The organism is Streptomyces sp. NPDC025638, assembly GCF_055558775.1.
The window spans coordinates 83,435-105,483 of sequence record NZ_JBVHLX010000009.1 but is presented as its reverse complement, the minus strand read 5'-3'; the positions used below and the strand labels follow the sequence as shown (position 1 = coordinate 105,483).

At 69.5% G+C, this 22,049-nt stretch carries 17 protein-coding genes and 2 pseudogenes; 12 read left to right on the top strand and 7 right to left on the bottom strand.

Translation table 11 applies throughout. The features are described 5' to 3' along the window. Window positions 1-103 precede the first annotated feature (103 nt). The 10 genes and pseudogenes from ACZ4EG_RS23625 to ACZ4EG_RS23580 all read left to right on the top strand — a co-directional run. On the top strand, window positions 104-385 hold the full coding sequence (locus ACZ4EG_RS23625) for an amidohydrolase family protein (protein WP_467791963.1): 282 nt from the start codon (window positions 104-106) through the stop codon (window positions 383-385). Window positions 386-567: 182 nt separating this feature from the next. Beyond that, a pseudogene (locus tag ACZ4EG_RS23620) lies at window positions 568-675 on the top strand (phenazine biosynthesis protein PhzF); the annotation flags it as partial. Window positions 676-692: 17 nt separating this feature from the next. Next, complete coding sequence (locus ACZ4EG_RS23615) at window positions 693-1,415, top strand: PhzF family phenazine biosynthesis protein (protein WP_467791962.1); 723 nt, start codon at window positions 693-695, stop codon at window positions 1,413-1,415. Further along, window positions 1,412-1,624: a hypothetical protein gene (locus ACZ4EG_RS23610; RefSeq protein ID WP_467791961.1), complete on the top strand. Its 213-nt coding sequence runs from the start codon at window positions 1,412-1,414 to the stop codon at window positions 1,622-1,624. The genes ACZ4EG_RS23615 and ACZ4EG_RS23610 overlap by 4 nt, the downstream gene beginning before the upstream one ends. A gap of 192 nt (window positions 1,625-1,816) precedes the next feature. Beyond that, complete coding sequence (locus ACZ4EG_RS23605; protein WP_453549417.1) at window positions 1,817-3,382, top strand: alpha/beta fold hydrolase; 1,566 nt, start codon at window positions 1,817-1,819, stop codon at window positions 3,380-3,382. A 145-nt stretch (window positions 3,383-3,527) separates the two neighbouring features. Beyond that, a complete protein-coding gene (locus ACZ4EG_RS23600) occupies window positions 3,528-4,373 on the top strand; it encodes an alpha/beta fold hydrolase (protein ID WP_467791960.1) in 846 nt (281 codons plus the stop codon). Window positions 4,374-4,530: 157 nt separating this feature from the next. Further along, window positions 4,531-5,643: a S8 family peptidase gene (locus ACZ4EG_RS23595; protein WP_453549140.1), complete on the top strand. Its 1,113-nt coding sequence runs from the start codon at window positions 4,531-4,533 to the stop codon at window positions 5,641-5,643. 257 nt (window positions 5,644-5,900) lie between these two features. Beyond that, window positions 5,901-6,881, top strand: a complete 981-nt coding sequence (locus ACZ4EG_RS23590) for a LysR family transcriptional regulator (RefSeq protein ID WP_467791959.1) — start codon at window positions 5,901-5,903, stop codon at window positions 6,879-6,881. A gap of 145 nt (window positions 6,882-7,026) precedes the next feature. After that, window positions 7,027-8,628 (top strand): M4 family metallopeptidase, encoded by a 1,602-nt coding sequence (locus ACZ4EG_RS23585; protein ID WP_467791958.1) that lies wholly within the window; start codon window positions 7,027-7,029, stop codon window positions 8,626-8,628. 268 nt (window positions 8,629-8,896) lie between these two features. Beyond that, window positions 8,897-9,139 (top strand): annotated as a pseudogene (locus tag ACZ4EG_RS23580) (SRPBCC family protein); the annotation flags it as partial. 25 nt (window positions 9,140-9,164) lie between these two features. Here the strand turns inward: ACZ4EG_RS23580 and ACZ4EG_RS23575 are convergent. The 5 genes from ACZ4EG_RS23575 to ACZ4EG_RS23555 all read right to left on the bottom strand — a co-directional run bounded on the left by ACZ4EG_RS23575 (window position 9,165) and on the right by ACZ4EG_RS23555 (window position 15,677). After that, a complete protein-coding gene (locus tag ACZ4EG_RS23575) occupies window positions 9,165-11,477 on the bottom strand; it encodes a GH92 family glycosyl hydrolase (RefSeq protein ID WP_467791957.1) in 2,313 nt (770 codons plus the stop codon). A 119-nt stretch (window positions 11,478-11,596) separates the two neighbouring features. Further along, window positions 11,597-12,388, bottom strand: coding sequence for a rhomboid-like protein (locus ACZ4EG_RS23570; RefSeq protein ID WP_467791956.1), 792 nt, complete (start codon window positions 12,386-12,388; stop codon window positions 11,597-11,599). A gap of 108 nt (window positions 12,389-12,496) precedes the next feature. Then, window positions 12,497-12,967: an SRPBCC family protein gene (locus ACZ4EG_RS23565; protein ID WP_467791955.1), complete on the bottom strand. Its 471-nt coding sequence runs from the start codon at window positions 12,965-12,967 to the stop codon at window positions 12,497-12,499. 89 nt (window positions 12,968-13,056) lie between these two features. Further along, window positions 13,057-14,400 (bottom strand): carotenoid oxygenase family protein, encoded by a 1,344-nt coding sequence (locus ACZ4EG_RS23560; protein ID WP_467791954.1) that lies wholly within the window; start codon window positions 14,398-14,400, stop codon window positions 13,057-13,059. Beyond that, the gene (locus tag ACZ4EG_RS23555; protein ID WP_467791953.1) at window positions 14,397-15,677 is read right to left on the bottom strand and encodes an MFS transporter; all 1,281 of its coding nucleotides are present in this window, start codon (window positions 15,675-15,677) and stop codon (window positions 14,397-14,399) included. Before ACZ4EG_RS23555 ends, ACZ4EG_RS23560 begins: the two co-directional genes overlap by 4 nt. A gap of 151 nt (window positions 15,678-15,828) precedes the next feature. On the opposite strand from ACZ4EG_RS23555, the gene ACZ4EG_RS23550 reads away from it, so the two are divergent. Then, the gene (locus tag ACZ4EG_RS23550; RefSeq protein ID WP_467791952.1) at window positions 15,829-18,492 is read left to right on the top strand and encodes an ATP-binding protein; all 2,664 of its coding nucleotides are present in this window, start codon (window positions 15,829-15,831) and stop codon (window positions 18,490-18,492) included. 94 nt (window positions 18,493-18,586) lie between these two features. On the opposite strand, the gene ACZ4EG_RS23545 is transcribed toward ACZ4EG_RS23550, so the two are convergent. Together ACZ4EG_RS23545 and ACZ4EG_RS23540 are read right to left on the bottom strand one after the other, a co-directional pair. Next, a complete protein-coding gene (locus ACZ4EG_RS23545; protein WP_467791951.1) occupies window positions 18,587-19,831 on the bottom strand; it encodes an LmeA family phospholipid-binding protein in 1,245 nt (414 codons plus the stop codon). A gap of 186 nt (window positions 19,832-20,017) precedes the next feature. Next, window positions 20,018-20,203, bottom strand: a complete 186-nt coding sequence (locus ACZ4EG_RS23540; RefSeq protein ID WP_467791950.1) for a hypothetical protein — start codon at window positions 20,201-20,203, stop codon at window positions 20,018-20,020. A 268-nt stretch (window positions 20,204-20,471) separates the two neighbouring features. Between ACZ4EG_RS23540 and ACZ4EG_RS23535 the strand changes: the two genes are divergently transcribed. Then, a complete protein-coding gene (locus tag ACZ4EG_RS23535) occupies window positions 20,472-22,028 on the top strand; it encodes a M4 family metallopeptidase (RefSeq protein WP_467791949.1) in 1,557 nt (518 codons plus the stop codon). Window positions 22,029-22,049: the final 21 nt, after the last annotated feature.

Here is a 22,049-nt window from a genome sequence, read left to right as displayed (position 1 = left end):
TCTGGGGCCCGGAACGCGTCGCCCGCCTCTTCCCCGCCCGCGGCTCGACCTGGGCGCCCAGGTCAGCGCCGGATCCGACTTCCCCGTCGGCCGGTTCGGCGCCATGCGCTCCGTCTGGGGCATGACCACCCGCCAGACCGTCATCGGCACCAAGGGCCCCGAACACGCCATCACCTACGACGAACCCCTCACCCTGCACACCATCCAGGCCGCCTGCCTGTGCGGCGAGGAGGACCTGCGCGGCACCCTCATCCCCGGCCGCCTCGCCGACCTCACCGTCTGGGACCAGGACCCCGCCCACTGTGCCGGTGAGGCCCTGCGCGACCTCAACCCGCCCCACACCTTTGTCGACAGCCTCCTGGTCACATCCACCGGCGCGCGGTAAGCGGGACGGTGGCGTTCATGGCTCTGCTCCCGGCCTCTTCCTCAAGCCCGGCCAATCAGTCCACTTTGTCGTGACCGGCCCTGTCCTGGCCGCACGGGCGCCCGTTGGGATGGACCTGCTACCGCCGACGTGTGGGACGCGCAGAATCCTCTGCAGTCGCTGCCGAAGGGGCCTCGACGACCATGCCGCGCACACGCTCGTTCATGCAGGTCGACGTGTTTTCCACGAGCCCTTGCACCGGCAACCCGGTCGCGGTCGTCCTTGATGGGACGGACCTGACCGATGAGGAGATGCAGCGCCTGGCGCGTTGGACGAATCTGTCCGAGACCACGTTCGTGCTGCCCCCCCCACCGCCCCGGAGGCCGACTACCGGCTGCGCATCTTCACACCCCAGGGGGAGCTGCCGTTCGCCGGGCACCCCACCCTCGGCTCCGCGCGCGCCTGGCTGGAGGGCGGCGGCATGCCGCGGCACGCCGACCGCATCGTGCAGGAGTGCGCCGCGGGCCTGGTCAGAGTGCGCCGTGGCGAGGGCGGCACTCTGTCTTCCGCCGCCCCGCCGCTGATCCGCGACGGCGCGCTCGACGACGAGCATCTCAACCAGATCGTCGCCGCATTCGGCATCACGCGTGACTGTGTCCTCGCCCACCAGTGGGTCGACAACGGACCCGGCTGGGCAGTGATCCAGTTGCCCACAGCGGTGGAGGTCCTTGCCCTCGAACCCGACCTCTCCCTCATCCCCACCGCGATGGTCGGCGCGATCGGGGCCTACCCCCACGGCTCCCAGCACGACTTCGAGATGCGCACCTTCGCCCCCGGCGCAGGCGCGCCCGAGGACCCCGTGTGCGGCAGCATGAACGCTTCCGTCGGGCAGTGGCTCACCGCCACCGGCGCCGCACCCTCCACCTACCGGGTGTCCCAGGGCGCACGTCTGGGACGGGCCGGGAGCATCGAGATCACCGCCGGTGAGGACGGCACCGTCTGGGTCAGCGGCGCCGCCATCGTCCACATCCGCGGCACCATCACGCTGTGACCGGCTCGCCGCCCACGCTCCGGCAGCGGTTGCCGGCGCGCGGACAGCTTCGCGGCGGTCACATCCCGTCGGCGGAGAGCGTCTTCATGATGACGTACGTGGATCTGGCGGCGCCCAGGACCCGACTGCTGGAGTCGCGCAACCGGCTCGCGGCGGCGGCCGGCATTCCGCTGGACGGCACGTGGCGCCCGCAGCGAGAGTCGGAGTAACCGCACGCGGCATCGGACGGTGCGGATGGCAATCAGTCCGTCTGGGTTCTCATCCGCACGTCTGTTTCTGAGTACGCCGGGAGTCGGAGCAAGACCGCCCTGCAGATGGATTCGCCCGCCACCGCCGACACGAAATCGTCGTACCGTCACGGAAGTTGATAGAAAGGTACGGCCATCGTGCGGATAGGACGCATGGCGCCCTTGCTCGCTGTGGGGGTCACGGCGACGCTCATCCCCGCCCTTGCCCCGGCGCAGGCATCCGCGGCGGAACCGCTGCAGAGATTCGAGAACCAGAAGCCCGCCTGGCACCGATGCGACGCATCAATGCCCGCTGCATTCCAGTGCGCGACGATCAAGGTCCCGCTCGACTACAGCCGCCCCGACTCCAAGACGATCGAACTGGCCATCTCCCGTATGAAGACCAGTGTCCCCGGCAAGCGGCACGGCGCGATCTTCTTCAACCCCGGCGGTCCGGGCGGCGAAGGCCTGGACATGCCGGCCATGATGAAGGACACGATGCCCAAGAAGGTCCGCGAGCAGTACGACCTGATCGGGTTCGACCCGCGCGGCGTCGGCCGCAGCAGCCCGCTCACGTGCGGTCTCACAGCCACGCAGCAGAACATCGAACACCCCTACAGGTCGGCAACGTTCAGCCGCGACGTCAAGTGGGCCCGGACCGTGGCCGACAAGTGCCGTGCCAAGAACGGCGACAGGCTGCCGTACTTCACCACCCGTAACACCGTCCGCGACATGGACGTCATTCGCGCCGTTCTGGGCGAGAAGAAGATCTCTTACCTCGGCTACTCCTACGGCACGTACCTGGGCGCCGTCTATGCGCAGATGTTCCCCGAGCGGACCGATCGTTTCGTGCTGGACAGCGCGGTGGACCCCGCACGGGTCTGGCGCGGCATGATCCAGGTCTGGGCGGAGGGCTCCGAGCCTGCCTTCACCCGCTGGACGAAGTGGACCGCACAGCGCCACCGCACCTACAAACTCGGCAACACCGCGGCCAAGGTGAAGAAGACGTTCTGGGACCTGATCGCCCGAGCCGACCGCACTCCCATCGACGTCGGTGGCGAAAAGCGCACCGGGGACGACATCCGTGCCGGCCTGCGCGCCGAGTTCTTCACCCCCAAGTCTGCCGCCGAAGCGGTCGTCGACCTCAAGAGGGCCGCCGACGGCCATGCCCCCTCCCACCGTTCCTCCGTGCCGGACGACCGGCAGGGACCGCGCCGGTCCCCGGCTCGCGCCGCCCAGCCGCCGGCCGACAACGGCTCCGCCGTCTTCTGGACCGTCGTCTGCGGCGACACCGCAGCCTGGCCGCGTGACCCCGAGCAGTACCGGCGCGACGCGATCCGGGGCAAGGCCAAGTACCCGCTCTACGGCGACTTCGGCTCCAACATCACGCCCTGCGCGTTCTGGGACAGGCCCGCCGAGCCGGTCACCGCGGTGGACAACAACGTCGGCCTGCTCACCGTCCAGAACCAGTGGGACTCCCAGACCCCCCTGACCAGCGGCCTCGGCATGCACCACGCCCTGAAGGGCTCGCGCATGGTGTACGTCAAGGGCGGCGAGGGCCACGGCGTCTACTCCGAAGACCCGCGCTCCTGCGCCAACCGCACCATCAACGCCTATCTGAGCAACGGAAAGCTCCCGGCACAGGACGTCACCTGCACGACGTCCGGACGCCAGAGCCCCGGCGTGAACCAGCGCATCGTCCCGACGCCACAGCACACACCGGAAGCCCCCCGCTTCTGAGACACGGATCTACTGCGTGGAACGCTCCAGTCAGACGAATCAGCGACGGCACGGACTCATCTGCTGGGGCTTCCGCCTGACCGCTGCCTCGGCACATGGGCACTATGGGACAGGGAGGGGAGGGGGAAAGAGAGGAGAAGAAGCGATGGCCGAGCGCGTCATCGAGGCGGATGGCATCGAGCTGTGCACCGAGTCCTTCGGTGACCCGTCGGATCCACCCATTCTGCTGATCATGGGCATCGGGGCTTCGATGCTCTGGTGGGAGGAGGGCTTTTGCCGGATGCTCGCCGAGGGCGGGCGCTTCGTGATCCGTTACGACCACCGCGACACCGGCCGATCGGTCACGTACGAGCCGGGCCGTCCCGGATACACCGGCGCCGACCTGGTCGGTGACGCCGCACGCGTGCTCGACGCCTATGAGATCCCGGCAGCGCACGTCGTGGGTGTCTCGGCCGGAGGGGCACTCGCGCAGCGGCTCGCGCTCGACTACACCGATTACGTCCTCTCACTCGTCCTGATCAGTACATCCTCCGCCGTGCCCGGCGACCCCGAGCTTCCTCCGCCGACCGAGGAGTTCACGCGGTTCGTCTCGGACGCGCACGTCGATTGGTCGGATACCGACTCGGTGATCGATTACCGGGTGGCCTACGCGCGCCTGCTCGCGGGCGGTCGGCGCACGTTCGATGAGACCGCCGCGCGCAGCCTTGTCCGTCGCGACGTCGAGCGCGCGCACGACTTCACCGCGGCCCGCAACCACGACTCGCTTGCGGACGGCGAGCTCTCGCAAGTGCCCTTGTCCTCGATCGCCGTGCCCACGCTGGTGATTCACGGGACCGCCGATCCGATGTTCCCGCTCCGGCACGGTGAGGCACTCGCGGAACAGATCCCCGAGGCAAGGCCATTGACTCTCAAGGACGCCGGTCACGGGGTCGAGCGAGTCGACTGGACGACGATCGTCTCCGCGATCCTGGAACACACGGCCGCAGAGTAGATGCAGGCTGCAGTCCGCCGAGGGCGTGAACCGACGGACCGACCGACCCTTCCGCCCACCCACTTGCACGCCTGGCTGGAACCGCCCGCCTCCTGCGGTCGTCTTGTGCGCTGACTGTGCACAAAACAGGAACGCGGGGGGCGTTGTGACACGGAAAGTGACGAAGGCCGGTCTCATGGTGGTGGCCATGGCGACGGTGCTCGGGGCCTCGGCCTGCGGCGGGGAAGCCGGCGCGGCGGCCGGAGGGAGCGGCAAGAAGCTCCCCGCGCACGGGAAGGGGGAGTCCGTGGCGCCCTCCGGGGACGGGGCGTCGTCCGGCTCGTCGCCGACATCTCCCGGCGCTGTGGGGAAGCTGTCCGGGATCGCGCAGGCCGGGGCGTCGTCCATCACCCGGCACGTACCCTGGAACCTGGACATCCTGGACCAGCGGTCGCGGCCGCTGAACGGGAAGTTCACCACCACCGCCACGGGCAAGGGCGTTCATGTCTACGTGATCGACACCGGGATGGACATCGCCCACAAGGAGTTCGGCGGACGCGCCCACCTCGGCGCCGACTTCGTGGGCCCGAAGGACTCCGGTGACTGCTTCAGCGAGGCGGGAACCGGCCACGGAACGTTCGTCGCGGGCATCATCGGCGGGGCGAAGTACGGGGTGGCGCCCAAGGCGGAACTCGTACGGGTCCAGGGCATCCTGTGCGAGAGCGAGGGCGGTGGCTCCCCGGCGGCGGCCGAGGCGGCCCTGGTGAAGTCGGTCAAGTGGGTCACCGCGCACGCGCAGAGGCCTGCGGTGGTGAACATGTCGCTCAACCTCGACCACCGGTCGGCGGCTCTGGAGTCCGCCGTGAAGAAGATGGTCGACGCGGGGATCCCGACGGTGGTGTCGGCCGGTAACTTCCATGACGACGCCTGCAAACACTCCCCGGCCGGCGTCCCCGGCACGATCGTCGTGGCGGCCTCCACCTCGAACGACCGCGTGTGGAGCGACGGCGGCTCCTACGGATCGGGGTACGGACGGTGCGTGGACCTGTACGCCCCCGGCCAGAAGGTGACCGCCGCACTCGCCGGCGGCGGTACGACCACGGAGAACGACGGCGCGACGTCATGGGCCGCGCCACATGCGACCGGCGTGATCGCGCTGTACCTGTCGGCACACCCGCACGCCACGGCCAACCAGGTCCACGTCTGGCTCGACCACACGGCCACCCGCGGTGTCGTGCGCGGCGTCCGCTCCGACACTCCCAACCGGCTGCTCAACACCGGCGGCCTCTGACCTGCGCCGGCCGTTCCGGACGAGGGCGACTGCGTTTACGCCGCTGCCGCTGACTGCTTGGGCCCCCATGTACCCCTGACGCCCGTACATCGCCTGTTGGTCAGCCACGCCACCGCCGCGTTCGCATGTAGGTTTTACCGTCCCGTGGTTGCCGCCCCCACGGGTCCGTCGGATTCTTGGTCACCATGCCGTCGGGCAACTGGTTCTGCTGGTCACGGGGGGTGGACGGGTCCCTCCGCGTTGAGCGGGGAATGTTCATGCACCTCGAGTTCCGGCACCTCCGTGTCCTGCTGACTGTCGCCGAGGCCGGCAGCATCCGCAAGGCCGCCGCACGACTGCAGCTCTCTCAGCCGGCCATGAGTGCTCAGCTGAAGCGGATCGAACACGAGTTGGGCGGCCCGCTCTTCATCCGCAGTGCCGATGGGGTGAAGCCGAACGAGAACGGACAGTACGTTCTGCGCTGCGCCCGTGACCTCGTCGTCGGCTTCGACCGGCTTCGCGAGCACGCGCGCTCGGCGGCCGAGGCGGACAGACAGGCCACCGCCCCGCTGAGGGCGGGCGGAACCGCCGGCGCTCTGGTGTCCCTGCTGGTCTCCGCCCTCTTCGAACTCGTCCCGGAACGAAGGCTCACCATCGATGCCCGCCGCTCCGTGCATACCCTGGTGAAATCGCTGAGCCTGTCGAAATGCGACATCGCGGTGTTCGGCGAGTTCCCGGGCTTCCCCCTTTCGGTCGGCGAGTCGGTGGCGACGCGCACACTGCTCCGTGAGCCGGTCTTCGTCCTGCTCGCCGAGGACCACCCGCTGGCGCGCCGCGAGTTGGTCGGTCTCCATGAGCTGGCAGGTGAGGACTGGGTCATGCCGGAGGCCGACGAGAGCGGTGTGTACGCGTATCTTCATCTCACCTGCCAGTCGGCGGGATTCACTCCGCGCATCGCCCATGTGACGTCGGACCTGTCCGTGGCGCAGATCCTGGTCGCCGGCCGGCGTGCCGTCTGCGGGGTGTGGCCGACCGCCGATGTGTCCGCGCGGGGTACCGTGCAGCGGCCGCTCGTGGACGTCCCGTTCCACCGGCGGCTGCTGCTGGCCTGGAATACGGAATCGGTTCCGCCCGAGCTCGCCGACGCGGCCTGCGAGCGTCTGCTGACCGCCTATCTGTCGCTGGTGCAGCAGCGGCCGCAGTATCTGGCCTGGTGGGAGGACGGGGGAGGGGAGTTCGCCCTCGGCGAGGGCAGGTGACCGGCTGGGTCACGGTCCCCAAGCCCTATAGCTCGGCAGCTATATCCCAGATGAAGTCACGTCAGGGACATGTCACCTGTTGAACACTTCGCGTCAACGTCCAAGGACGTCGTCACCCCACGACGAGCGAAGGAATCACCCCGTCATGTCCCGTCCTTATCTTGCCCTTTCCGCGATGGTCGCCGCCGGCGTCATCACCACGGGTGCGATGGCCATACCTGCGCACTCGCAGACCAACGCAGTGCAGCGCGGCTCCTCCGTCCGCGACGCGGCGATATCCCAGGCCAAGGCGAACGTGACCCGGCACGCCGACACCTTCGGGTTCGGCGCGGGCCAGTCGCTCCAGGTCAAGGACGTCGTGATCGACGCCGACGGCACCCAGCACGTCCGCTTCGCGCGGACCTACCGTGGCCTTCCCGTCGTCGGCGGCGACTTCGTCGTCCACCAGAACGCCGACGGCTCGTTCAAGGGATCTGCCCGCGCCAAGGCCCACAAAGTGGCGCTCAAGTCCGTCGCGCCCGCCGTCGACGCCAAGGGCACCGCGGCCGGCGCCCTGAAGCGCTCGCACGGGTTGGTGCGCAACGCCAAGTCCACCCCCGAGCTGATCGTATGGGCTGCTGACGGTTCCCCGCGCCTGGCCTGGCGCACCACCGTGCAGGGCGTGGGTGACAAGGGCCAGCCGCACGGCGAGGTCTTCGTCACCGACGCCACCACCGGCGCGGCGATCGAGAACTACGACGTCGAGCGCGAGGCGACCGGCACCGGCCACTCCGAGTACACCGGTGACGTCAGCATCGACACCACCCAGCAGGCCGACGGCACCTTCGCCCTGGTCGACCCCGTACGCGGCCACATCACCAAGGACGCGCACAATCTCTCGTCCTCGTCCCTGAAAAGCACCTCCGGCACCCTGTTCACCGACGCGGACAACATCTGGGGCGACGGCAGGAAGTTCTCCACCGACCGCGCCACCGCCGCCGTCGACGCACACGCCAACACCGCGGAGACGTTCGACTACTACAAGACGACCTTCGGTCGCAACGGCATCAAGAACGACGGCCGCGGCGCCACCGTCTTCGTCCACGTCGGCACCAACTGGGACAACGCCCAGTGGTCGGACTCCTGCTTCTGCATGATGACCGGCGACGGCAACGGCAGCACCGATCCGGAGCAGGTCGACCTCGACACCATGGGCCACGAGATGACACACGGTGTCACCTCGGCCACCGCCAACCTGCGCTACAGCGGTGAGTCCGGCGGCCTGAACGAGGCCACCAGCGACATCCTCGGCACCATGGTCGAGTGGTACGCCAACAACCCGGTCGACACACCCGACTACCTTTTCGGTGACCAGTCCACCCCGCCGTGGCTGCGCCGCTTCGACAAGCCGTCCCTGGACGGCCGCTCCGCCGACTGCTGGTCGAAGTCGGTCGGCCGCCTCGACGTGCACTACTCCTCGGGCGTCGGCAACCACTGGTTCTACCTTGCGAGCGAGGGCAGCGGCGCCAAGACCATCAACGGCGTCTCCTACAACAGCCCCACCTGCAACAGCTCCACCGTCACCGGCATCGGCAACCAGAAGGCCTCCGCCATCTGGTATCGGGCGCTGACCGTCTACATGACCTCCACCACGGACTACAAGGGCGCCCGCACCGCCACTCTGAACGCGGCGAAGGACCTCTACGGCGCCACCAGCCCCGAGTACGCCACCGTGGCCGCGGCCTGGAGCGCGGTCAAGGTTTCCTGACGCACCGACGCACCGCCTGATCCATGGGAGCCGGCCCGGATGACGACCCCACAGCCGTCGCCCGGGCCCCGGCGCCCCCAAGGTGATGCGGAGCTACCTCTGTCGGATCGGTCGGCGACCGGCTTGCGTTAACGGACGTACTCGTTCTGGCGCCGGAGACCTACGCTTTCGTAGCCCGGACGCTCAGTTCTTCGACTTCGCCCACAGTGGGGTCGTGGCGACGGAGTCCGAGTCCGAGTCCGGGCAAGGATCGGACCGGGACCGGCGCGCCGACGCGCCGCGGCGCATCGTCGAACGCAACGTCAGCGCGGCCGGCCGACGCCTGGCCCACGGCACTTACACCATCGAACCGCTGCGAACCGGAGGGAGTCACGTTGCGTTCACGTACGGCTGGGTGCGCGCTCCTCTCGCCGACCGGCTGCTCGCCCCGGTCGTACGGACCACGATGCGGCGCGCCAACCGCACGGTCATGCAACGCATGGCCACGGAGTTGGCTCGCCGAGGACAATGACACACGAACCGGATCACGCCTGGTTTCAGTGCAGCGGGGGCGGGCCGTCCTCGGCCCCCGTTCCCCAGCCGGACGGGTCGGTGCCCACCGTGAATGCCAGGGATCGCACGTGCCGCAGCGCGTCTGTCGTCAGATACGTTCGGCCGTACGGCGCGTTGTCGACCCACGCCGACTGGATGTAGCGGCGGGCGTCCGAGGTGCCGGGTGCCGTCACCGTGAGCGCCCCGCGGGGGTAGTAGTGGCGGTCCAGCCGGAGGTCGACTCGTTCGAAGGCGGGCGTGGACAGGCCCCAGGTGTCATGGCCGGGCTGCACCGGGAAGATGCCGATCGAGGACAGCACGTTCCAGGCGGACATGGTGCCGAGGTCGTCGTTGCCCGTCATGCCGGTCGGGGAGTCCGTGAAGAGGGTCAGTGCGGCGTGCACGACGTCGGTGGTCTTCCACGGCTGGCCGGTCGAGAGGTAGGTGTACGGGGCGATGAGGTCGGGCTCGTTCTGCGGGTTGTACTTGTCCGCGTTGTAGTAGTCGTACGGGCCGTTCACCCACACCTCGCGAGCAGTCTTCGCGGGGTCCTGCACCAGCCGGTCGTAGGCGAAGAAGGAGTCCAGCCGGTCGTTGGCCGCCTGCTTGCCGCCGATCAGACCGACCATCCCGGGCAGGTCCTGCGGTACGAGCCACTGGTACTGCCAGGCAGTGCCCTCATGGAATCCCTCGCTCCGCGCCGGGTCCGCCGGGCCGGTGAACGCGCCGGAGGTGTCGCGCGCGCGGAAGAAGCCGGTCGAGGTGTCAAAGATCTTCCGGTAGTTCTGGGACCGGGCGGCGTAGCGTGCCGCGTCGTCGGCGTGGCCGAGATCGCTCGCCATCTGGGCGAGCATGGCGTCCGACAGCGCATACTCCAGCGTCGCGGACGCCCCGTGGTCGTAGTCGGAGTCACCGGGCTTCACGTGCAGGCGCCCCTTGATGTAGGGCGCGAAGCCGTCCGCGATGTACTCCTTGTTGGCCTCGCGGCCCACGGCCGGCGAGTCGGCGGGCGGCACTCCGTCGGCGTTCTTCTTCAGCGCGCGGTAGGCCCGTTCCTCGTAGCCCTTGAGGAGGCCCTGCTGGTAGGCGTTGGTGAGGAACGGGGTGACCGGATCACCCGTCATGATGTTCGTCTCGACCGTGCCGTAGCCCCACTTCGGCAGCCAGCCGCTCTCCTCGTCGATCCTGATGACGGAGATCGCCATGTCCCGGGCCTCGTGCGGCGCGAGCAGGGACAGGAGTTGGGTCTGGGTGCGGTACGTGTCCCACAGCGACCAGTTCTGGTAGTACGTGAAGCCCCGGGCGCGGTGGATCCTTTGATCCCACCCAGTGTAACGGCCGTCGGCGTCGCCGCCGATGTTGGGCGCCAGGAAGGACCGGTACAGGGACGAGTAAAAGGTGCGACGCAGGGTGTCGCTGCCACCCTGTGCGCGTACGGTGTCGAGCCGGCTCTCCCAGGTGCGCCGCGCGGCGTCGCGGACCTGGTCGAAGGAACGGCCGCCCTCGGCGCGGAGGTTGACGGTCGCGCCGTGCGCGTCGACGTACGAGAGAGCCGTCGTCGCCTCGACGGTGCGGTCCTTGGTCGTGTCGAAGCGGACGTAGGCGCCGTCCCGGCCGGTCCTCGAACCGTCGGTGACCGTGGAGCCGTTCCACGTGCCGTGGGCGATGAACGGACGGTCGAAGCGGGTGATGGTGTAGACGGTGTACGGCTTGGTTTCCTGGCAGAAGCCGCTTCCGGTGATCGTGGTGCGCACGGTCCGGTTGTCGAGCACCTCGACCTTGCTGGAGACGCTTCGATGCAGTGACTGCCTGGCGTTCAGCAGGACGTTGGCCTTGTCGCCGGCGGGGAAGGTGTAGCGCTGGACGCCGGTGCGCGCGGTGGCGGTCAGTTCCGCGGCGATGCCGGTCTTCAACCCGACCTTGTAGTAGCCGGGGCTTGCCTTTTCCGTGTCGTGACTGAACTCGGCCCGGTACTTGGCGTAATCCGTCTCCGTGACGTCGCCGGTCGTCGGCAGCACCGGCAGGTCGCCGCCCAGGCCGCAGCCGACACCGGAGAGATGTACGAGGGAGAAGCCCCGGATGTGGTTCTGGGAGTAGTCGTAGCCGGTGTTGTGTCCGGTGTCCGGCGAGAACTGCACCATCCCGAAAGGCACCGCCGCGCCGGGGTAGGTGTTTCCCTCGTTCTCGGTACCGATGAACGGGTTGACGAGATCGGTGAGTTCGCCGTCCTCGGCCGCGGTTGCCGCAGGCCCGATGAAGGCAGCTCCGAGGACTGCGAATGCCGCGACCGCACTGCGTATGCGCTGAGTCCATCTCATGGGCGTCAGCTTCCTTGCTTGGACAACGTTGTCATGGCGGTCGCTCATCTTTCAGGCCGCATGAGTGGTCGTCAAGAGTGAGATTCCAGAGGAAAGTTGGAATTCCGGGTCACTGGGGCTCAGTCCGCTGAGGACGTCTCCGCTTCGACTGCCGGTGAAGTCGATGTCGGGGCGCGGTCTGGAACCGGCCCGCAGCCACGCGCAGGGGAGGGCACCGCGGCAGCCTGGCCCCGTCGCCGCCCGAATGCCGGGGCGGCCACCAGCCCGAAACCAAGGAGCGCCGCGAGCAGGTGGCCGACGGTGGTGAAGTCCGGCAGCGGCCCGGGCCACTCGGCACCGCCGAGGGGCCAGGCGAGCACGAAGACCGCCCAGGGGAGGCGGCCACGCCGGGGCAGGGCGAGTGTGCCGACCGCCATCACGGTCTGGGCACCGTAACTGACCCCGTAGTCCGAAGCCTGCCGGACGGCCGCCGGATACCAGGCGTGCCGAAGTGCGACAGTGACGACGACAGCGGTGAGCAGGGTGGCTGCGACATGCCCGCCGAGGAACACGGCCACGGCGGGCGGCTTCCCCCACCGGCGCTCCACCCAGGCCAGGAAGCAGCAGACACCGAGGCCCAGGGTGATGAAGGTCCCCACGAATTCAATTGAGGTGACATTCGTGAGCGAACCGTCGAAGAACAGCACGCTGCCAAGCAGGGCGGTCACCGGATGATCATGCAGATTGTTCAGGTTGGTGCTGAGGTGGCCCAACAGGGCGGTCGCCCGCTCGGCGGACAGCCCGTAGCCGACCCAGGCGTGGCTGACGAGGAGTAGGCAGACGTAGGTGACGGTCAGCGGCGCACGGCGCGGGTATGTCCCGACGGTGCGGAGCAGTCCGCCCAAGTGGCTCGACGGGGACTGAGAGTTCATGCTGGGAGATTGTCCCGGTTGATCGAGGCTGAGGCGCGTAGGAGCCGACAGACATTGTGGCCCGGCGCCCCGGCAGACTGCCGTTGATCGTCGGCCCGAAGGCCAGTGTCAGGTGGACGAGGAAGAGCCGCTCGGCCACTGCTCCGCCGCCTTCTTCAGGGCGTCGAGCCAGGTGCTGAGCGAGTCGTCCAGCGCGGCGGCGAGGCCGTCCCGGTCGGCGTTGACCGGCGCGCCCGCCCAGGATTCCCGGGTGCGGACCACGACGCCGTCGCCGTCCTCCGTGAAGGTCCACTTGTGCACGCCGGTGATGCCGTGCGCGGGACCGCCCCACAGGATGCGGTGCGGGGCGTCGACGGCGTAGTTGGTGGAGTCGATGGACAGGCCGGCGGTCACCCAGTGGAAGGTGGTGCCGGGGGCAATGGGGCCGTCGAGCCGGGCCTCGGTGATGGCGGGCTGCCAGCCGGGCCAGGAGCCGATCCCGGTGTGCAACTGCCACACCCGCTCGACAGGAGTGGCGATCCGGATGGTGTGGTCGGCGACGCCGGGGGCGTTTTCGTCGATGTTCGTGGGGTGGGTCATGGCGGTTCCTCGGTGCCGGGGGCGCGGGCCGCCGTGGGGGAGAGACGGCGGCCCAGGCACGCTGGGGTGGTTGGGGTGGCTGGGGCCGGTCAGGCGGGCAGTTCGGAGTCGGGGATCCAGTGGCCGTGGATGCCCGCGGGCACCCTGCGGGGGAGTTCGACGGCGGCCACGGTGCTCAGGTCGCTCGCGTCCAGGACGAGCAGCTCCGAGGCGTCGGCCTTGAGGTCGCTGATGATGGTGAGCAGATAGCCGTCGTCCTCGGCGGTTCCGCCCTTGGCGGGCGCGAAGACGGCCTCGCCGGGCATACGGCCCTCGCCGTGCGCGAGCAGCTTCTCCTGGCCGGTACAGGTGTCGAACTTGACGGTGTGGTAGCCGGACAGGCCCGCGCCGGGGAAGGCGATGGCGTAGCTGTAGCGGTGGGCCGAACCGGTGTGGGCGTCGTTGATCGACGGGAACTCGGTGACCAGGTCGTTGAGGGACTCGGTGGTGACCTTGCCCGTGGCCGGGTCGATGATCCACCGGTGGAGGGTCGATCCGGCGTCGGGGCTGGTGCCGTAACCGGGAGCGCCGACCCACCACTTCCACGAGTTCTCCCAGGCGGAACGGTCGAAGCGCGGTGCTTCGAGGACGACCCGGCCCTGTGCGTCGGTGTAGGCGTTGGCGACGTGCAACAGCGCCGCCTGGTCGGCCACCTCGAACCAGGTGGCCTTGCCCCCGGCGCGCGGCATCACGCCGATGCGCAACGGGACGTCGTCGTGCCAGCGGTAGGGGATGCCGGAGTGCTCGGCATGGTCGAAGACCACCGGCGAGTTGATGAAGACGACATGCTCGCCGGTGATGGCGAAGTCGTGCATGAGCGACGGGCCGGAGCCGTCGACGACCTCCGACGTGACGATGTCGCCGGAGGCGTCGGCCACGTAGTAGGTCAGGTACGGCGGGAAGGGGCTGTAGCTGAAGAAGTGCAGCTCGCCCGTCTCGGGGTCCTCCTTGGGGTGGGCGGTCATCGCGCTGGTGAGCTTGCCGCCGAAGTCGTGGACGCCGAGCGTGTCGAGGTCGGCGCTGACCTCCCACGGCAGGTTGGCCTCCTGCAGGGCCAGGTAGCGGCCCCCGTGGAAGATGATGTTGGTGGCGGCGGCGCTGACTTCGAGCTCGGTTCCGGTGAACGGCACGCCGTCCAGGAACGGCGTGCGCACCCAGCGGTTGCGGTACCACTCGGCCCGGCCGCCCGTGAGGCGGACGCCATGGATCATGCCCGCGCCGCGGAACCAGTGGCTGGGAGTGATGCCGGGCTTGGGATTGTGACCGTTGCGGAAGTAGCGGCCGTTCAGCTCGGGCGGAAGGGTGCCGCGCACCGTCAGCTCGTGCCCGGTGATCTCGTCGGTGACGGGGGTGAAGTGGCCGCTGATGTACGGCTTGTCCAGGGTCATGGTCATGCCTTTCGCGTCGAGAGAGCCGAGATGAGCAGGGTGAGGGCGGCGCAGGCCAGGAAGGCCGTGCCGGAGGAGGGGAGCAGGGTCAGGAAGGACAGGCCGATGGCTCCGCCGATCTGCCGGGTGGCGTTGACCAGCCCGCCGCCCAGGCCGTTGTCGGCGGCCGGGACGCCGGTGGAGGACATCGCGGTGAGCCGGACGAAGGCAACCCCCAGCCCGATGCCGATGAGGAGCGTCGGGCCGAGCAGGTCCACAAGGAAGGTGCCGTGGGCCGGGGTTCGGGACAGCCAGGCCAGTCCGGCCGCGAGGACCAGCAGGCCCACGGGGAGCACAGGGCGGCCGGAGACTCTGCCGGTGACCCACGACGAGAGGGTGATCATGACGGCGAGAGGAAGCTGGGTCAGCCCGGCTTCCAGGGGCGAGTAGCCGAGGGTGCGCTGCTGGTAGAGGGGCAGGAAGTAGAACAGGCCGAGCCAGACCGCGCCCAGCAGAGCCATCAGCACATTGGGCACCGCCACCACGCTCATGCGCGCAGGCAGCAGCGGGTCGGCCGCGCGGCGCTGGAGCACCACGAACAGGCCGAGCAGCGCCAGACCGATCACCGCGAGCGGCCAGGGCCCCGACAGGCCGAAGGTGAGCGCGACCAGCCCCGCCGTCACCGTCACCGTGCCCGATGCGTCCAGGCTTCCGCCACGTGGCCGGTCGGCCCCCACCAGCAGCCAGGTGGCCATCAGGACGGCCAGGGCGAGGGGCACCATCACGACGAACACCGCGCGCCAGCCATAGAGGCTGGTGAGCACCCCGCTCAGCAGCACGCCCGCCGCGCCGCCGGCACCGGAGACCGCGCCCCACACTCCGAGTGCGGTGCCACGCCGCTCCCTGTCGGGATAGAGCGTCAGCACGAGAGCCAGCGCCGTGGGCGCCAGCAGGGCGGCGCCGATTCCCTGCACCGCCCTGCAGGCGATCAGCACGATCGCCGTGGGCGCCAGTGCCGCGCCCAGCGAGGAGACGGTGAACAGACCGAGGCCCAGCAGAAACACGCGGCGCAGGCCGTATACGTCACCCGCGCGGCCGCCCGGCAGCAACAGCGCGCCGAAGATCAGTACGTAGGCGTTGACCGTCCATGCCTGGCCGGTGTCCGACAGGGCGAGCCCGACCCGGATCCGGGGCAGGGCGACGTTCACGATCGAAGTGCTCAGCACGACCAGGAACTGGGCCGTGGCCAATACCGCCAGCGGTATCCAGCCGGTGGTGGTCTGTTGTGGTGCGGCGCGGGTCATGGCTCGACGCTCGCAGCGGGCGCCCGTCGCTCGCGTCGGTAGTCATCGCCTATACGACTCCCTGGGCGGCCTATACGACGCCCTGTGCGACGGCCCTGGGCGACCGGGGTCCTTGATTCCCCCGCGGCGTATGACGGCATAGGTTCACGACATGCCCGAGACATACACGGATGCGCTGATCGGCCGTCAGGACGAGATAGGGCGGCTCGACGGCCTGCTCCAAGGGGCGCGGGAGAGCCGGGGCGGCGCCCTGGTACTGCGCGGTGAGCCGGGCATCGGCAAGAGCGCGCTGCTGCGGCACTCGGACGAGGCCGCGACCGGTTTCCTCGTCATGCGGGCGTCCGGCGCGGAGTTCGAGACGGAGCTGCCGTTCGCCGCGCTGCACCAACTGCTCGCGCCCGTCACCGACCGGCTCATGGCGTTGCCCGCGCCGCACCGCAAGGCGCTGGAGATTGCTTTCGGTCTCGACACCGGCACACCCGATCCGTTCCTGGTCGGCGTCGCGTCGCTGGGCCTTGTGGTGGAGGCCGTGCGGGAAGGCCCGCTCCTGTGCGTCGTCGACGACGCACAGTGGCTGGACCGGGCGTCGGCCAAGGCACTGGCCTTCCTGGCCCGCCGGATCTCGGCCGAGCCGATCGCCCTCTTGTTCGCGGCGCGCGAGCCGAGCAGCCTGCCCGAGCTGGACGAGCTGCCCGGCCATGCGCTTCGGGGTCTTGGCCAATCGGATGCACGCGCGCTGCTGGCCGCGGCGAACCGCGCCCCGTTGGACGAGCGGGTGCGCGACCGCATCCTGGCCGAGGCGCGGGGCAACCCCCTCGCGCTGGTGGAGCTTCCCAGGACGGCCGGACTCGCCGGGATGGCGGGTGGGTTCGCCCAGCCCGACTCCGTTCCCGGCGTGATCGAACAGAGCTTCCGGTCCCGGCTGGAGCTCCTGCCGCCCGCGGCCCGGCTGCTGGTGACCGTCGCCGCCGCCGACCCGATCGGCGATCCCGGCCTGCTGTGGAGTGCGGCCGAACGCCTGGACATCCACACGACCGCCGCCGCTCAGTGCGCCCCGTTGGTCGAGTTCGGCACCCGGATCCGATTCAGCCACCCCCTCGCCCGCTCGGCCGCCTACCGTGCCGCGGAGCCGGAGGAGCGACGCAGGGCGCACGAGGCGTTGGCCAGTGCGACCGACCCGGTCGCCGACCCCGACCGGCGGGCCTGGCACCGCGCCCACGCCGTCGCCGGCCCGGACGAGCAGGTCGCCGCCGAGCTCGAAGCCTCCGCCACCCGCGCCCGGGAACGCGGCGGTGTCGCGGCGGCCGCGGCCTTCCTCGAACGCTCGGCCGCACTCACGATCAGCCCCGTCCAACGCACCGAGCGGGTCCTCGCCGCGGTCCAGGCCAAGCTCTCGGTGGGCGACTTCGACGCGGCGGCCGAACTGCTCAGCACCGTCCGGACCGACGATCCGAGCCAGGCCGCCAGGGCCGACCTGCTCCGCGGCAAGCTGTCGTTCGCCCGCCGTCGGGGGGACGAAGGCCCAACGGCCTATCTCCTGCGTGCCGCCGCCCGGCCGGCGGCCACCGACCCCGCCTGGTCACGGGAGTGCTATTTGGACGCCATCGAGATGGGCCTTCTTCTCGGCGGCCTCGACCACGTGGTGGAGGCCGTCGGGAAGGCCCCGCCGCCGGACGAGCCGGTATCCGGCGCGGCGGCGGTGCTGACCGGCCTGATCAACCTGGTCGGCGACGGGCATGCGGCGGCGGGGGAGATCCTCGGGCCGGTCGTCGGCGACGCCGACGCCGAGGTGTGGGCCAGGCGGCCGTCACTGGGCTTCATGCTGGCCACCGAGTTGTGGAACTTCGACGCCATGCACGGCATCGCCACCCGTGCCGTCACGGCCGGCCGAGAGTCGGGTTCCTTCCACGCGCTGCCCATCGGCCTCGCCATGCAGGCCACCGCGACCGTGCACACCGGCGACTTCGGTACCGCGATGGAGCTCATCTCCGAGGAGGAGGCGATCGCCGACGCCACCGGCGCGGCACCGTTGGCCTATCCGCGCCTCCACCTGGCCGCGATGCGCGGGCGGCGCAACGCTGCCGTCGAACTGTTCGCCTCGGTGGATCACCGGATGAGCCTGAGCGTGCAGTGGGCGACGGCCGTACTCGGCAATGGCCTGGCCGACTACCGCGCCGCGCTCAAGGCGGCGAAGCAAGCGGTCGAATACGGCGCCGTCGGCACGGCGGGCCTTGCCCTGCCCGAACTGGTCGAGGCGGCCATGCGGTGCGGCGAGACGGAGGTCGCCGCCGCGGCCCTCGCGTCTCTCCAAGAGCGCACGCAGGCGGGCCGGCAGGCGTGGGGTCTCGGCGTCGAGGCATATGCGCGGGCCCTGGTGACCGAGGACGAGTCCGCCTACCAGGAGGCGATCGGCCTGCTCGGCGGCAGCGCACTGGTCGTCTACCGCGCCCGGGCACAGCTGCTGTACGGAGAGTGGCTGCGCCGCCAGGGCCGACGGCGTGACGCCCGGTCCGCGCTGCGCCTGGCGCACGAGCCGCTGTCCGACCTCGGCGTGGAGGCGTTCGCCGAGCGAGCCGCCGCCGAGTTGCGCGCCACGGGCGAGCAGGCCCGCAGCCGCACGTCGAAGGAATCGGACCGGCTGACGATGCAGGAGGTGCACATCGCACGCCTGGTCGCCGACGGCGCCACCTCCAAGGAGGTGGCGGCGAAGCTGTTCCTCAGCCCACGGACGGTCGACGCGCACCTGCGCAACATCTTCCGCAAGCTCGGCCTCACCTCACGCAGGCAACTGCGAGACCTGCCCGACATCCGTTAGCCGCCGGCCGCATGGTGCACCTCCGTGGATGTGTCCACCACCGGCACCCCGAGGCGCTCGACAACGACGGGGTGCCGCCTGCGCGGAGGCGCGGTCAGCGGCTCAGGAGCAGGCCCGTTCCCGACACATCGGCGCGGATGCCGTCCTTGGCCACTGTCACGCGCTGCAGGTGCAGGGAGCCCGCAGGCGGCTTCGGTAGCTGGAAGGCGAAGGAGAAACGGTCGGCGATCTGAGGGCGGGTGAGCTTGGTCAGTGCGCTGAACAGGGACAGGTCGAGACCGAGCCGTTCGAGCAGCCTTGGGTGGGCGAGTGCCGCGTCCACGAGGTTGACGCCGGTCAGTTTCCGCAGGAAGCGCGGCGCGCCGGTGAGCCGATGGAGCTCGTCCTCGTCGTGGAGCGCGGCACGCACCGCACTGTCGGGAACGCCCAGGCGGTGCACGATCTCCGGAACCGCCAACAGGGCTCGGATCTTCTCGGCCTCCCGGGTGAGACGGCGCGCTGAGGCGCGGGTCAGGTGGAGGCCATCGGCGGGCCCGGTTCCGGGCTGGTATGTGGCAAGACCGTCGATGTCCAGCCGTATGCCGTCGACAGAAGTCGCGACGCCGCGGTCCCCGTCACGCCGGACGTGCGCTTCGGCCCTGACGTGCAGCTCGCGGCCCGCGATGCGCAGGGCGCCGTCGGCTCGGACGCGGCCGGGCCCGTGGGCCGTGAAACCCACCTGCGAGGCGCCGAGTTCACGGTTCATGTCAGCGAAGGACAGCAGTACCCGGCCATGCATCTGCCGAATGAGTGCGCCGCGGATCGTGGTGGGACCGTCGCCGTCGATGCGTATGTCGTCCGCCGCTGCGGTGACCTGGGTGAGGGTGACCCGGTCGGCCGGGATGTCGGGAAGGGTGACCTGGACCGAGTCCAGGTGCCGTGCGGCCAGTTGTGTGAGGAAGGGAAAGCCGCCGATCCGTACCTCGGGGGCGGCGGCGAGACCCAGTTCGTCCTTGAGCCGTTCGGAGGCCTTGTGCTCGGCGTAGAGCACCGCCCAGCGGTCGGCCAGTGTGATGAGGCAGGCCAGGGTGAGCACCCAGGCCAGGACTCGCGCCACGGTGGGCAGGCCGGTGGCGCGGTTACGGCGCCGGCTGCCGCGCCTGTGGTTGGGCGGTGCCCAGGGTTCGTCGGCGTCCTCGTCCTGTTGGGGCGCCGTGCTGCCTTCGGCGAGCGAGTCGTCCCATGGATGATCCGCCAGCGAAGCCAGTTCGTCGTACGGATTGCGGCCGCGCGGAACCATCTCGGGAGGAGGTCCGTCCGAGCGGTCGGGATGATGCGTCTTTATGTGGGGGGTACGCATCAGTTCATTTGATCACATAGTGGCACCTGGTTCGCAAGTCGCCTCTGAAAACGAGTCAAAAGAGCAGGGTGGAGGATGCGGAGTTCGGTGTCCTGCCGGCCGAGGTCGGGAACCAGGTGCCGGAAGTCGTCCCGGTTCGAGGCGGCAGTTGACGCCGCTTGACATCCATAGGGACATCAAGCGTGACTACGACTTCTTCCCGCCGGCGAGCCGGCCCACCGTCATGACGATGAGGCCGGCCAGGAGAGTCGCGCCGCCGATCAGCGTTCCCGACGGCCGAGCATCCGCATCGCTGATCAACAACCCGAAGCCTGTCTGCCGGCACGGTGCGAAGGCCACGTCCAGCTGACCCCAGCCGTATCGCACGTCCATGGCTCCACACGTCCCGTGAGCGGCCGGACCCATATCCAAGGGTGTATGTGGAGCTGGAAAGACCCGGCTGAGTTCATGCCCGCAGATCTGAACTCCCCTGGGCTCGTCTGATGCCCAGTCTGGCTCGGCCGACTATCGAACACTCCATCGCCATAAGCGGACAGAAAACGTCGAGGAGTTGTGAGGTGTGTGTCCGTGTCCTGTCAACTTCTCCCACCGGGTGTCACGCTCTTCGCATCCCCCCACAGGAACGATCGATGGAGACCGCATGACCCTCCATGCAAACCCCCGGCCTACCGCCGCCCTTGTGGCCCTGGCTGCCGCAGCCGTGATCGCGGCACAGACCGGTGCGGCACAGGCCACCCCCGAACGAGCCGAGGCCACCACCCAGGGCCACGGGACGTTCGACCGCGTCGCGGCCGTCAACGCCGCACAGAACGAAGCGGCGTCGGCCGCGCGAACTCTCGGACTGGGCGCCGAGGAAAAGCTGATCGTGCGTGACGTCATCAAGGACGCCGACGGCACGGTGCACACCCGGTACGACCGCACCTACGCCGGACTGCCCGTGCTCGGCGGCGACCTCGTCACCCACACCGCCAAGGACGGCAGGCTCAAGGGCGTCACCAAGGCCAGCAACGCCCGCATATCGGTGGCGACCACCACCGCCACCCTCAAGGCGGCGGCCGGCGCCCGAAAGGTGATCTGGGCCGGAGGCAAGGGCAATCCCGTGCTCGCCTTCGAGACCGTCAAGACAGGGGTCCAGAAGGACGGCACCCCCAGCCGGCTGCACGTCGTCACCGACGCCACCACAGGCAAGAAGCTGTACCGCTACCAGGCCATCGAGACCGGCACCGGCACCAGTCAGTACAGCGGCGAGGTCCCGCTCTCCAGCACCAGGGCGGGTTCGGGCTTCGAGCTCACCGACGCCGACCGCGGCGGTCACAAGACCTACGACCTGCACCAGGGTGAGAGCGGTACCGGCGACATCGTCAAGGACGACGACGACAAGTGGGGCAACGGCAAGAGCGACGACCCGCAGACCGCTGCCGTGGACGCCGCCTACGGCGCCGCGATGACCTGGGACTTCTACAAGAAGGAGCTCGGCCGCGACGGCATCGGCGGCGACGGCAAGGCCGCGTACTCCCGGGTCCACTACAGCAATTCGTACGTCAACGCGTTCTGGGACGACGGCTGCTTCTGCATGACGTACGGCGACGGTGAGGGGAACAAGAAGCCCCTGACCTCTCTCGACGTGGCCGGTCACGAGATGAGCCACGGTCTGACCTCGCGCACCGCCAAGCTGGAGTACAGCGGTGAGTCGGGCGGGCTCAACGAGGCGACCAGCGACATCTTCGGTACCTCGGTCGAGTTCTTCGCCAACAACAAGGAGGACGTCGGCGACTACCTCATCGGCGAGAAGCTCGACATCAACGGCAACGGCACGCCGCTGCGCTACATGGACAAGCCCAGCAAGGACGGCAACTCGCTGGACGCCTGGAAGCAGGGCGCCGGTGACCTCGACGTCCACTACTCCTCCGGCATCGCGAACCACTTCTTCTACCTGCTGTCCGAGGGCAGCGGCAAGAAGACGATCAACGGTGTCGAGTACGACTCTCCGACGTCGAACGGCTCGACGGTCGCCGGGATCGGCCGGGACAAGGCGTACAAGATCTGGTACAAGGCACTCACCACCTACATGACCTCGACGACCGACTACAAGGCCGCCCGCGAGGCGACCCTGAAGGCGGCCGGCGACCTGTACGGCGCGGACGGCACCGAGGCGAAGGCCGTGGCGGCCGCCTGGAGCGCGGTCAACGTGGCCTAGCCGATCCGAGGGCTCTGCCTT

Coding starts and splice junctions, on each gene's coding strand:
- ACZ4EG_RS23625 (WP_467791963.1), top strand. CDS start 104: ATGCGCTCCGTCTGGGGCATGACCACCCGCCAGACCGTCATCGGCACC.
- ACZ4EG_RS23605 (WP_453549417.1), top strand. CDS start 1,817: ATGGCGCCCTTGCTCGCTGTGGGGGTCACGGCGACGCTCATCCCCGCC.
- ACZ4EG_RS23600 (WP_467791960.1), top strand. CDS start 3,528: ATGGCCGAGCGCGTCATCGAGGCGGATGGCATCGAGCTGTGCACCGAG.
- ACZ4EG_RS23590 (WP_467791959.1), top strand. CDS start 5,901: ATGCACCTCGAGTTCCGGCACCTCCGTGTCCTGCTGACTGTCGCCGAG.
- ACZ4EG_RS23585 (WP_467791958.1), top strand. CDS start 7,027: ATGTCCCGTCCTTATCTTGCCCTTTCCGCGATGGTCGCCGCCGGCGTC.
- ACZ4EG_RS23575 (WP_467791957.1), bottom strand. CDS start 11,477: ATGAGATGGACTCAGCGCATACGCAGTGCGGTCGCGGCATTCGCAGTC.
- ACZ4EG_RS23570 (WP_467791956.1), bottom strand. CDS start 12,388: ATGAACTCTCAGTCCCCGTCGAGCCACTTGGGCGGACTGCTCCGCACC.
- ACZ4EG_RS23565 (WP_467791955.1), bottom strand. CDS start 12,967: ATGACCCACCCCACGAACATCGACGAAAACGCCCCCGGCGTCGCCGAC.
- ACZ4EG_RS23560 (WP_467791954.1), bottom strand. CDS start 14,400: ATGACCATGACCCTGGACAAGCCGTACATCAGCGGCCACTTCACCCCC.
- ACZ4EG_RS23555 (WP_467791953.1), bottom strand. CDS start 15,677: ATGACCCGCGCCGCACCACAACAGACCACCACCGGCTGGATACCGCTG.
- ACZ4EG_RS23550 (WP_467791952.1), top strand. CDS start 15,829: ATGCCCGAGACATACACGGATGCGCTGATCGGCCGTCAGGACGAGATA.
- ACZ4EG_RS23545 (WP_467791951.1), bottom strand. CDS start 19,831: ATGCGTACCCCCCACATAAAGACGCATCATCCCGACCGCTCGGACGGA.
- ACZ4EG_RS23540 (WP_467791950.1), bottom strand. CDS start 20,203: ATGGACGTGCGATACGGCTGGGGTCAGCTGGACGTGGCCTTCGCACCG.
- ACZ4EG_RS23535 (WP_467791949.1), top strand. CDS start 20,472: ATGACCCTCCATGCAAACCCCCGGCCTACCGCCGCCCTTGTGGCCCTG.